This window comes from Armatimonas sp. (assembly GCF_043757465.1).
In the GTDB taxonomy this organism is placed as follows: Bacteria; Armatimonadota; Armatimonadia; order Armatimonadales; family Armatimonadaceae; genus Armatimonas.
Genome location: NZ_JAYVPL010000124.1, coordinates 11410 through 24025, shown reverse-complemented (window position 1 = coordinate 24025; position 12616 = coordinate 11410). Strand labels below are relative to the sequence as shown.

Below are 12616 nucleotides of genomic sequence, written 5' to 3'. Positions count from 1 at the left end.
ACAGTGAGTTTATAGCCATGTTTGATTGGGTGCCAAAATGGGTAGCCTGAATTTAGGAGAATAGGTTAGATGAAGAAATATCCACTTACCCGCCTTTTGGGTGGGACTACTCTGGTCGCCCTTGCTGCCGTTGTTTCGGCTCAGCCTCAGAAGGGGCTCGACCTCAACAAGCTGCGCCTTGATCTCCAGAACCAGAAGATCAACTTCACGATCGGCCAGACCAGTGTTCTGGGCAAGGATCTCAAGCAGATCACGGGCGACATTATCCCACCCAATATCCAGCAGATCGCCGATGCTCAGGAGCCCATTTCCAAACGAGTACTGGAGCTAGATAAGCAGGAGCGGGAGAGTGCGGTAAAGCTTAACCCGGCTCTGCGTGCTAAGATCTATGAGTTTCAGATCATCGCCAGCCCCAATCTGAGACGCTGGGACTGGCGCTCCCAAGGCAAGGTCAGCCCCGTCAAGGACCAGAACCCGGCGGGAACCTGCTGGGCATTCTCGTGTATGGGCGCACTGGAGTCGTCGTGGCTGATTCGCAACAATGTCACGGTGGACGCGTCGGAGCAGTTCATGGTCTCCTACAGTGGAGCGGGCAACACGGGCGGCGGTGACCGTGCCCCCGCCAATGCCTGGCTCGTTTCCAAGGGGACGACAACGGAGGCGACCTGCCCGTACAATGCGACCATGAACACGCCCACGGCAGCGGGCACTGCGACACCCTACGATGCCCTCGCCTGGGGATTCGTCGATGCAGCGGTGGATATTCCTTCGGTACAGAAGATCAAGGAAGCACTCTGTGAGCACGGCCCGGTCGAGGCGAGTCTCTACGCCGATGGTAACTTCCTGGCCTACACGGGCGGCATTTTCGATCACGTTGATAATGTCAGCAACACCAACCACGCGATTCTGATTGTTGGCTGGGACGATAGCAAACAGTCTTGGATTATCAAGAACTCCTGGGGAACCGACTGGGGCGAGACCTGCGGCTACGGTAGCCAGCGTGGCTTTATGTACATCAAGTACGGCACGCACAAGATCGGTCGCCGTGCGATGTGGGTTAAGGCCAAGAGTGCACACTACTTCATCCGTCCAGAGCTGATGCAAAGCCTCCCGCGCAACCTGATTCTCAAGGATGCAATCATTCGCAGATAGGTTCTGTGGAAATCCAAAGAGAAGCCGCCCGGTTTATCGGGCGGCTTCTCTTATTTTTGGTCGTTGCGTAGCTGTCTGAGGAGCTTTTCAATAATGCGGCGCTGGGCGCGGATGTGGGCGGCGAGCGTGGCGGACGCGCGGTCAAGATCGCGCTCGATCAGAGCATCTAGAATGGCGCGGTGCTGAGCGGCCATGGCCTCCTCCATCCGGGTTTCGGGAGCGGCGTGATCGAAGAGAGCGGCGAAGTAAGCACCGTGCTGGGCAAAGAGTGTACGCAAGAGCGGGCTGTCGGCACACTCAATCAGGTAGCGGTGAAGGTCATTGTCGAGCCGTGCCCCCACGTTGCCATCCCGAAGATGAGTGAGGGTCGGGGGGTCTAGGCGGGGCCAGGCGAGCTCCAGGGCGAGAAGCTCCAACCGCTCGCGCACCCGCAGCCAGTCGTCCACTTCGGTCAGGGTCAGCTCCCGCGCCCGCCAGCCACAGCGCGGGACATGCTCTACAAATCCCTGGCCTGCCAAGCGGTGCAGCGCCTGCCGTAGAACCGTCCGCCCAATCGCGAAATGCTCCGAAAGTGCTTCCTCGCGTAGAAACTCCCGGTCGCCCCGTAGCGAGCGCTGGAGAATAGAGCGGCGTAGCTCGTCTTCCCAGGCGCGAGGCAGGCTAGGAGGAAGAGGCACCCGTGTCGGTGGCAAGGGTGTGTGTGGGGTGGTTCGGTAGCGCAGCCGCCCCGTCGCGGATTTTTCCAGCACTCCAGCGGCGATCAGCTCCCGCACGGCCTGGCGAACCGGTGTGAGGCTGACCTGATAGTGTGTTGCCAGAGCCGCCAGGGTGAGGGGGGCTTGGCGGGGAGGGGGATTGGCCCTGAGATCCTCACTAATAAACTGAGATAAATTTTTTGACATTGTACGCAATGTGAATTATAATCTAAAATATGGCAAATCAGCAAATTTCCTGGCGTGGTGTCTTTCCCGCTGTCACCACCCAGATGCATCAAGACCAGAGTATCAACTGGCAAGCACAGGCCAAGCACCTAGAAGTTCTCATTGACTCCGGCGTCCACGGTTTAATTATGTGCGGGTCGCTTGGGGAGAATCAGACCCTATTGCCCGCCGAGAAACGCGCCGTGGTGAAGCACGCCAAGGAAGTGGCTGGGGGCCGTCTTCCTGTGCTTTCGGGCGTCGCCGAGATGAGCACGGCAGCCTCGTGTCAGTATGTTCAGGACATGGAAGCACTCGGAGCCGATGGCGTGATGGTACTCCCGGCGATGGTCTACAAGTCCGATGCACGGGAGACCATGGCGCACTTCCGCACGGTTGCGGCAGCGAGTAAGCTCCCGATTATTGTCTACAACAACCCGGTTGGCTACGGTGTGGACATCACCCCCCAGATGTTCGCCGAGCTCGCGGATGTGGAAACACTCGTCGCGATCAAAGAGTCGTCGGCAGACACCACGCGTATCACGGAGCTCGCTAACACCTGCGGCGTGCGCTACGCTATCTTTGGCGGTGTGGACACGATTATCCCGGAGTGTGTCTTAATGGGCGCAACTGGCTGGATCGCGGGTGTCGGGCTTGCCTTTCCCAAAGAGAACGCCCGGATGTGGGAGCTGATGATGGCGGGTGACTGGGCCAAGGCTCGTGATCTCTGGCGCTGGTTCCTCCCGCTGATGACCCTTGATATTGGGCCGCACTTTGTCCAGAAGATCAAGCTGGTGCTTCAGGAGGCGGGCCTCGGGGCCGAGTGGGTACGTGCTCCGCGCCTCACTCTTGCGGGAGCCGAGCGCGAGGAAATTCTCGCACTGATCCATAAAGGCCTCGCCGAGCGCCCGAGCCTAGACTGACTCGGATTATAGTGTTACATGTTATAGTGGAACTATGAGACTTATAGTAGAGCTATGAGACGCTGGAGCGACCCAAGCAACAAAACGACTATCCAGATGGGCGACGAAGCCCCGATGAAGATTGAGGCTGATGGTTCCGTGGCGGTGGAGCGGGTTCTCAAGGCCGAACGGTGGCGGCGTAGCCAAGGAGGTGCGGAGGCGCTCGCACGGCGGCAACGGCTGGTTCGTGGCCTGCTCAGTGTACTGGGGGTGGCGGTGGTAGGAGGGATCTACACGGCCACTCGCATGCCCGACTACCAATTTGCCACCGTTGCCGCCGTTACTGGCGAGCCACGTGTGATCAATGAAAGTGGCGAGGAGAAGCCCGCGGTTCCAGGAATGCGGGTGCGGCTCGCACCCGAGGTTGCTTTTTCCACCAACGGAACCTCGACACTGGCGCTGACGACCCGTGGCGCACGCCTGCTCCTGCGGCAAAACACGGCGCTTCTGGTCAAGACCGCACGCTACTCCCACGGTGCGATCCGGCGTTTCTCTCTCAAGCGGGGGACAGTGATCGCACAGGTGGATCCGCTCCGTCGTGATGCCCTTTTTGAGGTACTAGCGGGGACGTTTCGCATCCGTGTTCGCAGCCGAAGCGCGGTGCTCAGTGTCGGCAGCGACGGTGCCCGCTCGGTGCTCACGGTGCGCACGGGCGATGCGCGAATGGTCGTGCGCAATAAAAAAACAATTGTGTCCGCCGGTCAGCAAAGTGTCAGTAAAAACGGAGTCCTCGCCGCTCCCGCCCCTGCCTCCGACGAGCGCACGAGTGTCCTGAGCCGCGCCGATCAGACCCTAGCCCGTCTCGGTGGAGGCGTTTTTGATAAGCTCTCAGGCTTTTTCGAGGAGACATTTCTCCCTCCCCTAGAAGCCCTGGAAAGCGTCTTGCACTTACCCACGCTGATCGCCGATGTTAAAGCACGCCTCGCGACCCAGGCGGCGCTCCAGGCCCTCTCGCTCACGCTCGTCGGCCGTGAGAGTGCTCCGCAGAGCGTGAAAGAGCTGAACATTCCTCGTCCACTTCTCGACACGCTTGAGGACAAGCGCATTCTCTTTTTCCAGCCGCTCGGCGGCAACAACTACGAGCTTTTCGCCCGTGCCAAAGACTCGCAGCGCACGGTCTTTATCCTGCGCAATGGGAAAGTCGCTGCGGCCAACAATGACGAACTTCCTGCTGAGATATTTTAACTATGAAACACTACGGAAATCCGCTACCCCTCCCGCCGATTGAAAGCGACATCTACGATCCTTCGGCCACAAAGTCGCTCCGCGACATTACGGCGTTCCGCCCGAAGACGCCCACGTTCGTGTGGGCGGCTCTCGCGGCATTACTTTTGGGAGCAACAGGCATGGCACGGGCACAGGGAACGAAGGCGGATTATGAGCGGGCGGGCAAGCTAGGCGAGCTGTCGCGCGGAAAAGTCTTCCGCGCGAGTGTGGCCCCCAACTGGCTTGAAGGCGGACGGCTCTGGTATCGGCTAGAGAGCGGCCCGAATGTTTTTGAGTGGGTGCTGGTCGAGGTCGATGGCAAGCTGACGCGCTTTGCCAGCGAGGCGGCGCTCAGAGCGGCGCTGGGGGGAAAGCTGGGTACTGAGAGTGTTCTGCGGCTCTCGGCGCGGGTGCAGCCGGGCGAGGTGGGCGAGCGAGTGGGGCTTACTTTTGACAACCAGACCAGCGGGGAGCTCGCGCTCTTCTGGGTGAACGGGGGCGAGCGGACGCCGTATGGAACCGTCAAGCCAGGCGAGAAGCGCGAGATGGGAACCTTTGGAGGCCATGCCTGGGAAGTGCGCGATGCGGCGGGTAAGACGCTGGGCTATGTGAGCGCGCCGGGTGTCGCCGCCACCGTGATCGTGGATGGAAAGCGCGCCCCCCCGACACGCCGCGAGACACCGCGCGGCAACCATGGAGCCTCGCCCGATGGCAAGTGGATCGCGTTTACGAAAGGCGATAATCTCTGGGTGCGGCCCACACAAGGCGGCGAGGCGATCTCCTTGAGTAGTGAGGGCAAGACCAAGGACTCCTACAGCGGCACGGGATTTTTCTGGTCGCCCGATAGCAGCAAGCTCGTTGCCTTTCGTACGGAGGCGGCGCAGGAGCATAAAGTCTACACCGTGCAGTCATCGCCCAGAGACCAGCTACAGCCCAAGTTGGTGACCCTGGATTATTTAAAGCCCGGCGATAAGATCGAGCACCCGCGCCCGGTGCTCTTTGATGTGGCGGCAAAGAAAGCCACAGCGTTGAGTGAGTCGCTCTTTCCCGATCCCTGGAGCCTGCCCGCGCTCGGCGACTCCGGCTGGGGGGCGGGTATCACCTGGAGCGCGGACTCGTCGCGCTTCTTTTTCGCCTACAACCAGCGCGGGCATCAGCTCCTGCGTGTGCTGAGTGTGGACGCGGCCAGCGGCACCCCCAAGACACTCTTCGAGGACAGCACTAAGACTTTTATTAACTACTCGGGCAAGTTCTGGGCGCGGTATTTAGCGAAGTCCAACGAGATTCTCTGGATGAGCGAGCGCGACGGCTGGAACCACTTTTTCGTCCACGATGCCACCACGGGAAAGCTCAAGCGGCAGCTCACTAAAGGCGAATGGACAGTGCGCGGTGTCGAGAGCTTCGACGAAGACAAAGGCGAGCTACTCCTCAAAGTGGCGGGCCGCACGCCCGGCGAAGACCCCTATCATGTCCACTACGCACGAGTCTCTGTGACTACGGGTGCACTCACGCCACTCACCGACGGTGACGGCACCCATAGAATCGCACTCTCGCCTGACGGCTCGCGCTATCTGGACAGCTACTCCCGCGTGGACTTGCCGACCGTCACGGAGCTACGAAGCACTACCGATGGCAAGAAGCTGGCGCTCTTGGAGAAAGGCGATGCAACAGCACTTCTCGCCACTGGCTGGAAGCAGCCCGAGCGCTTTGTGGCGAAAGGTCGCGACGGCACTACCGACATCTGGGGCGTCCTCTGGCGGCCCACGAACTTTGACCCGAGTAAGAAATACCCCGTGGTCGAGCAGATCTACGCGGGGCCGCAGGGGTTCTTTGTGCCTAAACAGTGGAGCAGCAGCTCCGGCAATGCGCAGCAAATCGCGGAGCTGGGCTTTTTGGTCGTGCAGATAGATGGCATGGGCACCGATAGTCGCAGCAAAGCCTTCCACGATGTGTGCTTCAAGAACCTCAAAGACGCGGGCTTTTTGGACCGGATCGCCTGGATGAAGGCACTGTCGGCAAAGTACCCGTCGCTCGATCTGACGCGCGTCGGGGTCTACGGCGGGAGCGCGGGGGGGCAAAACGCGCTGGCCGCCCTGCTCTGGCACGGAGATTTCTACAAAGCCGCCGTCGCCGACTGCGGCTGCCACGATAACCGCATGGATAAAGTCTGGTGGAACGAGCAGTGGATGAGCTACCCCGTGGACAAGAGCTACGAAGAGAGCTCCAATGTCGTGAACGCCCATCTTCTTACCGGCAAGCTCCTGCTCACGGTCGGCGAGGTGGACAGCAACGTGGATCCGGCAAGCACGATGCAAGTTACGGACGCGCTGATCAAGGCCAACAAAGACTACGAGCTGATCGTCTTTCCCGGAGCCAACCACGGCGCAGGCGAGAGCCCGTATGGAAAGCGCCGCCGCATGGATTTCTTTGTCAAGAACCTGCTGGGTGTGGAGCCAAGAGGGAAGTAGAGGTCACGGCGACCTGAAAAACGCCGTACTTTGAAAAAAGTGCCGCAGGGACGAGCCTGCGGCACAAAGGAACTAACTTCGTTTTAGAGGCGGGGGGAGTTTACCCAAGCCGTCCAGCTGGAAGCCCCCGAAGCGTTCACCGCGCGGACGCGGTAGCGGAAGCTCCCCGAGCCCGCCGCGTTGTCCAGAGTCGTGACATTGGCCCCTGCGGTGAGGGTCGTGGGATTGATCCAGTTGCCACCTGACTTCTTCTCACGCTCGATCGCAAAACCTGTCTCGTTGTTCGCGTTGTCGATCCAGGTCAGCCGAGCCACCCCTGCAGATTGTTTGGCCACCACAAGGTTGCTCGGAGCCGACGGAGGCGAACTGAGCGATTGAACCGTGATCGTGGTGGTTGCCGTTCCCGTCAGGCTACCCGAGTCTGTGGCACTGGCGGTGATGACATGGGTTCCGACCACCAGATCCGAGCGCGAGAAGGTTGAGCCATTGCCAAGCACTCCCTGGAGCGAGGAAGTCCAGGCAAGGGCAGAGCTCAGGTTGCCATCTTGGATATCGTTGGCTGTGCCGGTGAAGGTGATCAGCGAGCCACTGGTGAAGGTGCTCCCACTTGTAGGCGCAGCGATCGTCACGCTTGGCGCGGTGTTGGTAGGTGAGCTGACATTCCAGCTAAAAACCGAGGTTCGCCAGGCATTGGTCGAGGAAACCGACTCACCGATTCCCCAGAAGGTCGTGTCATCGGTAGGGTCGACATCCACACCGAAGTAGTCCCCCCAGCGCCCATCTGGGTAGTTGTTCCCCGCGCTGGACTCCAGGGTGGTAGGGGTAGACATCGCGCCCAGTGGGTCGGTGGCGGCCCGGCTGGCAATACGGATGTCGGCGGTCAGAGTTGAGCTGGAAGCCGTGAAGAGCACACTGATCGCGCCTTGGGAGTTGATCCCAACAGCCGGGGTGAAGTAGTGCTCGGTAGAGGAGGCGATATTGCCTGCCTGCACAAGCGAGGGTGCCCCCGACTCAGGCCAAGTGCCGGTGCTGAGCTCGTACCAGCGCACAGCGTTGATCCCGCCCACCGCAGTTGTATGCCCTGTCACGAGTCGCCCGTTGCGCCAGACAGCGTTGAAGACACGCCCATCCACCGTGCTCAGAGTTCGTCCACTAGTACTGGGGGCAGCCCCTGCAGGACTGGAGTTGGAGGGAACCGTGACATTGGAGGAGACTAGGGTCGGGCTCGGTGTGCCAGGATTCTGGATCGCAAAGAGCTTGACGGTGGTGGAAGAAGAGCGCGAGGCCCCAAAGACCACCTCGCGGTTAACGTCCATCATGTCCGCTATCTGCACACTGGAGGAGCCGGGATCGTGGATTGAGACAGATGTGGCAGGCTGACCTGATAGCAAGGGCGCGGAGGGAATGACGACAAACTGTGCCCCTGCGAAGCCGGAAACAAAGCCAAACATATTTCCCGAGACAACATAGGCATCTTTATTGTAGCCAAAGCCGGGATAGTCCAGCCAGTAGGTAGAGCCATTGTAGGTGAGCTTGGACTCTATCCTATAGCGATACCAAGTTCCGTTTGGGTCGCCATCGTCGCTCACGGCCAGCAGGAGCTTGCTGAGCTGAGTCGCGTCGTCCTGCTCCAGAAAGACCAGCACGAAGCGATCGTGTGCCCTGTCGTAGAAGCACTTCGGATCAAAGATGAAGGTGTCCACCGCCACTCCACTAAAGAAGCTCCCCGCAGTCTGCTGAAACTGTTTCGTCCCCGACTTGGTGAAGAAAGCGATGGACGAGTTCACCACAGCAACAACATGGTTGGTACCCACGGCGAGATCGGGATCGGGTGGGTACCACCCTGTCGCCCCCACAGCAGGCCAGAGCCCGCCTCTCTCTTGGCGACCAGGCAGAGGAAGGACTCCTCCTACAGACAGGTTGTTGGACTGGAAGACAAAGTCGGGTGGCTCGGTGGGGTTGGCAGGACGAGGTGGCTTCACTGTCAGCCGCGTGTCAATAGGGTTGGTAAAGCTGAGAGTATCGAGCCGAGATACTGCAACCTTCTCACTTCTCTGCACTGGAATTAGTCGTCTGGGCTCCTGAGCTCTTCCCGATCCCGCCAGTGGAACCAGAGCAAGAAGAGCAAAAAACGAAAAGTCTAAGCGCATCACAACCTCCGTGATCTTAACAAGAGTCTCGTGGACTCGCGGCTATTATGAGGGGCAATGCTCAAGAGTGCAAGTGAAATTTGCCATAGCACATAGCCAGATCCTTAAGCCAGTGGCCCACGCCCGATACTGGCGCAGTTGATCGCGACCCACTCCGGGCGGCGCATGGCGACGATAAGTCTGTCCACGTTGGGGAAGAACGCAGAGAAACGCAACATTTCGTCGGCGACGGTGGCCTTGTCTTTTCCCTGGCTCTCGACTTGCTTATCCAGCTCCCAGCCGCGTACAAAGGGGGATGTGGCGAGGGTCTCCCAGCCGAGGGCCTTGTAGGCAGCAAAGCGCGGCGTGGCGTCATCAGTGTTGGTGACATTGCACGGGGCGACGGCAAACGCATACGTGCCGGGGGTGGTGGAGTCTAAGTCCAAGGGCGGCATCCACGTCCCCAGCCGCCCGACATGACCTGCCTCTTGCCATTTCACCGCGAGCGCCTCTTGCCGCTCCTGCGCCGCCGGATCGCTGACGGGATGCACCACTAAGTGCTCGATATGCTCGCTCTGAAGCTCCGCAAGCAGCTGCTCCAAGTGCGGCGGCTCGTAGGGCGCATGGCCACCCACGGAGCCTTCTGGCCCGAAGTCCGTGAAGAAGTTCCAGGCGATGAGCTGGGCCTCGCTTCGTCTGCCGAGGCGCTTGAGAGCGTTGCCCAGCGCGACCCGCTCGGGCAGATACGTGGTGTCGAAAGTCGTGATCCCGTGATCCAAGCACGCCGCCACAATCGCATCTTGAGTTTTCGCATCCGGCGCAGGGTCGGAGCCCAGCTGTGCGATAAACGAGTGCCCGCCCAAAATCAGTCTACTGCTCATGCGCGAATTGTACCGGAACCTCAGACCACAGATGGGATTCTTTTTTCTTATGCAACTCAATCACTACCGAAGAGCTTTTTGCGCTAGGACTATGTCCAGATGTTTATGAGTGGCAACACGACCACTATTCCCTAGCGGGGTCATCCTCGATCACCTTGAAAAAAGGAACCATAGCCAGCAGCTTAATCAGAACCATCGCGTTGGTGAGGGTTATGGCTAGTTTCTTGATGGGGTAGGATGCGAACATAACTATCTCCTTGGAGCGGCCTTCAAAAATGCTCTCCTCAAAAAGCTTTATGAGCCTTAGCGCCTGAGCAGCCGCAGAATGCCGATAAAGACACAGGCACCAATCACGGAGATAACGATACTACTGATATTAATCCCATTGGCACCGCCACCGCCCAGGAGCATACCACTAAGGAATCCTCCAATAACCGCCCCTACAATTCCCAAAAGTATAGTGAAGAGCAAGCCTGATGGCTCTTCCCGCGACCCTGGCATCAGAGCTTTGGCGATCACACCCGCGATCAAGCCAACCACGATCCATGCTATAAATCTCATCGTTATTTCCTCTTCTCCAAATGTTACTGCTTAGAGGAGCACGGCACACTCCAGGTTCCCACCTTCTTCGTTCGGAGATGGTAAAAAGAGATAAGCCTATGCAACGTATTTCAGTGATTGATTCTCACACCGGCGGCGAGCCTACCCGCCTGATTATCTCCGGTGGTCCCGAGCTAGGCAACGGCCCGCTCGCCGAGCGCGTCGCCATCTTTGAGCGGGACTTTGATCACTACCGAAGCGCGACCGTGAACGAGCCGCGCGGCTCCGAGGTGATCGTGGGCGGGCTGATCGTCGAGCCGTACGAGCCGGGCTGTGTCTGTGGGATTATTTTCTTTAACAATGTCGGCTATCTCGGGATGTGCGGGCACGGCACGATTGGGCTGATAGCGACTCTGGCGCATCTGGGCAAGCTTGCGTCGGGGACGCATAAAATAGACACGCCCGTCGGTGTCGTCAGCGCCACGCTCCACTCCGATAGCCGCGTGAGTATCGAAAATGTGGTGAGTTACCGTACCGAGAAGGCCGTGGCTCTGACGCTTCCGAGTGGCCAGAGCGTGACGGGGGACATTGCCTGGGGCGGGAACTGGTTCTTTCTGTGCGCGGATCACGGCGAAGACATTCATGTTGGTAATATGGAGCGGCTCACGGCGCTCTTGTGGGAGATTCGGCACGAGGCCAATAAACGCTGGCCGGAGCTGGATCATATCGAGCTTTTCGGTCCGCCCCGCGACCCCGAAAACCACTCCCGCAGCTTCGTTCTCTGCCCTGGTGGTGCTTACGATAGATCGCCGTGCGGCACGGGAACCAGCGCCAAGCTCGCCTGCCTTGCCGCCGATGGGAAGCTCGCCCCCGGCGCAATCTGGCGACAAGAGAGCGTCATCGGCAGTGTCTTTGAGGGAACTTTCACCCCCCTTCGCGAAGCCGAAGGGGTGATTCCCACGATCACGGGCCGCGCGTGGATTAGCGCCGAAGCGATGCTGCTTCTTGATGATACTGACCCATTTTGCTGGGGAATCACGAACCGTTAGGAAAAAACTGCAGCTCCAGTGGGTCGGCGAGTTGTTTCTGAAGCGTGTTGAGGCGTCCCCAGAGGCTCTTGACCTGCTCGGGCTGCTCGGCGGCGAGGTTCTTGGTCTCCCACGGGTCGCGCTGAATGTCGAAGAGCTGGACGTGCTTGGCGTTCGGGTAGACGATGAGCTTGTAATCCCTCGTGCGCACCATGCGCTGGACAGTGAGATACGCACCGAAGATCGCCGCGTCGCGCTCCTGCTTTGCCCCCTTGACCAGCGGCGCGAGGCTGGGGTTTTCGAGGCTGGGTGGCTGAGGAATCCCCACTAAGTCACAGAGCGTGGCAAAGATCTGGTTCTGGTAGATCAGGGCATCATTTTTCTTGTTTTTCGGAACTCCCGGCCCGGCAAAGACCAGCGGAATGCGTACGGAGTGATCGTAGCAGTTCTGCTTGCCCAGCAAGCCGTGCTCCCCCACGGCGAGCCCATGATCGCCGGAAAACACGACCAGGGTATCGGTGGGAAGCGCGTCTAGGATGCGCCCGATGTGGTAGTCGGCGTGTGTCAGAATCGCGTAGTACTCTTTGCGGTGCAGCTTGATGGCCTCGGGCGTGCGCGGCCAGGGCGCGAGCTTTTCGTCGCGCACTTTCAGGTCTCCATTGTCAAAAGGGTGCTCGGGCAGAAAGTTCGGCGGCAGGCTGACACGCTCAACGGGGTATTTGTCGAGATATTCGGTCGGAGCTTGGCGCGGGTCATGCGGTGCATGAAACGCGACATGCAGAAAGAAAGGCTCCGTGCCCCCCCCGCGCACGGGGGAGCTTTTGAGGAAGGCTAATGCCCCGTTGGCCCAGTGCTCGCTACTGTGGACGATCTTGCCGTTTACTTCCAGCCAGTGCCCCTTGCGCGTGGTGTCGTCGGCGCGCCAATTGTTGCCGGGCACGGGGCGAAAATACGCATCGCCTTTTTCGTCTGTTGAAGGATAGAAGCCACCGGCGTGGGGCCCGAGGGTCTGGTAGCTGCGCTGAAGGGCCGCGTCGGAGTTGTGCCACTTACCCACAAAGTGCGTCTGGTAGCCGTGACTACCCAGCCACTCGCCCAGCAGCGTCGTCTTCTCGATACGCTCACGTGCGTGCCAGAGCGAGAGGCCCGTAATCAGCATCGCGCGGCTAGGAATGCAGACCGCGCCCGACCACGCACCCTGATTGTGGGCGTGTGTAAACGTCGTTCCGCGTGCCACCAATTTGTCTAAGTTTGGCGTCTCGACTTCCTTGTCTAAGAGCAAGCGGTGCATCATGTCGTCCATGAAGATCAGGCAAATATTAGGTTTTTTCAT

General features: G+C 59.5%; 11 protein-coding genes. 5 read left to right on the top strand and 6 right to left on the bottom strand.

The window, feature by feature from the left end; all coding sequences use genetic code 11:
• Positions 1 to 69: 69 nt before the first annotated feature.
• The gene (locus ACH2ED_RS16900) at positions 70 to 1152 is read left to right on the top strand and encodes a C1 family peptidase (RefSeq protein ID WP_395093656.1); all 1083 of its coding nucleotides are present in this window, start codon (positions 70 to 72) and stop codon (positions 1150 to 1152) included.
• A gap of 50 nt (positions 1153 to 1202) precedes the next feature.
• Here the strand turns inward: ACH2ED_RS16900 and ACH2ED_RS16895 are convergent, their stop codons facing one another.
• Positions 1203 to 2054: a GntR family transcriptional regulator gene (locus tag ACH2ED_RS16895; RefSeq protein WP_395093654.1), complete on the bottom strand. Its 852-nt coding sequence runs from the start codon at positions 2052 to 2054 to the stop codon at positions 1203 to 1205.
• Between the two features lie 29 nt (positions 2055 to 2083).
• Here ACH2ED_RS16895 and ACH2ED_RS16890 point away from each other — a divergent pair, with 29 nt between their 5' ends.
• The 3 genes from ACH2ED_RS16890 to ACH2ED_RS16880 are packed head-to-tail and all read left to right on the top strand — an operon-like array spanning position 2084 to position 6705.
• Positions 2084 to 2992, top strand: coding sequence for a dihydrodipicolinate synthase family protein (locus ACH2ED_RS16890; RefSeq protein ID WP_395093651.1), 909 nt, complete (start codon positions 2084 to 2086; stop codon positions 2990 to 2992).
• Between the two features lie 54 nt (positions 2993 to 3046).
• Positions 3047 to 4216 (top strand): hypothetical protein, encoded by a 1170-nt coding sequence (locus tag ACH2ED_RS16885; RefSeq protein ID WP_395093649.1) that lies wholly within the window; start codon positions 3047 to 3049, stop codon positions 4214 to 4216.
• A 2-nt stretch (positions 4217 to 4218) separates the two neighbouring features.
• The gene (locus tag ACH2ED_RS16880; RefSeq protein ID WP_395093646.1) at positions 4219 to 6705 is read left to right on the top strand and encodes a prolyl oligopeptidase family serine peptidase; all 2487 of its coding nucleotides are present in this window, start codon (positions 4219 to 4221) and stop codon (positions 6703 to 6705) included.
• Between the two features lie 83 nt (positions 6706 to 6788).
• On the opposite strand, the gene ACH2ED_RS16875 is transcribed toward ACH2ED_RS16880, so the two are convergent.
• The 4 genes from ACH2ED_RS16875 to ACH2ED_RS16860 form a co-directional block, all read right to left on the bottom strand.
• Entirely contained in the window at positions 6789 to 8765 is a 1977-nt protein-coding gene (locus ACH2ED_RS16875) for a fibronectin type III domain-containing protein (protein ID WP_395093644.1), read from the bottom strand.
• Positions 8766 to 8959: 194 nt separating this feature from the next.
• On the bottom strand, positions 8960 to 9715 hold the full coding sequence (locus tag ACH2ED_RS16870; protein ID WP_395093641.1) for a hypothetical protein: 756 nt from the start codon (positions 9713 to 9715) through the stop codon (positions 8960 to 8962).
• A 124-nt stretch (positions 9716 to 9839) separates the two neighbouring features.
• Positions 9840 to 9962: a hypothetical protein gene (locus ACH2ED_RS16865; RefSeq protein ID WP_395093639.1), complete on the bottom strand. Its 123-nt coding sequence runs from the start codon at positions 9960 to 9962 to the stop codon at positions 9840 to 9842.
• 56 nt (positions 9963 to 10018) lie between these two features.
• The gene (locus ACH2ED_RS16860) at positions 10019 to 10276 is read right to left on the bottom strand and encodes a GlsB/YeaQ/YmgE family stress response membrane protein (protein WP_395093637.1); all 258 of its coding nucleotides are present in this window, start codon (positions 10274 to 10276) and stop codon (positions 10019 to 10021) included.
• 98 nt (positions 10277 to 10374) lie between these two features.
• Between ACH2ED_RS16860 and ACH2ED_RS16855 the strand changes: the two genes are divergently transcribed.
• The gene (locus ACH2ED_RS16855; protein ID WP_395093635.1) at positions 10375 to 11304 is read left to right on the top strand and encodes a proline racemase family protein; all 930 of its coding nucleotides are present in this window, start codon (positions 10375 to 10377) and stop codon (positions 11302 to 11304) included.
• On the opposite strand, the gene ACH2ED_RS16850 is transcribed toward ACH2ED_RS16855, so the two are convergent.
• Complete coding sequence (locus ACH2ED_RS16850) at positions 11291 to 12616, bottom strand: sulfatase-like hydrolase/transferase (protein ID WP_395093633.1); 1326 nt, start codon at positions 12614 to 12616, stop codon at positions 11291 to 11293. The genes ACH2ED_RS16855 and ACH2ED_RS16850 overlap by 14 nt on opposite strands.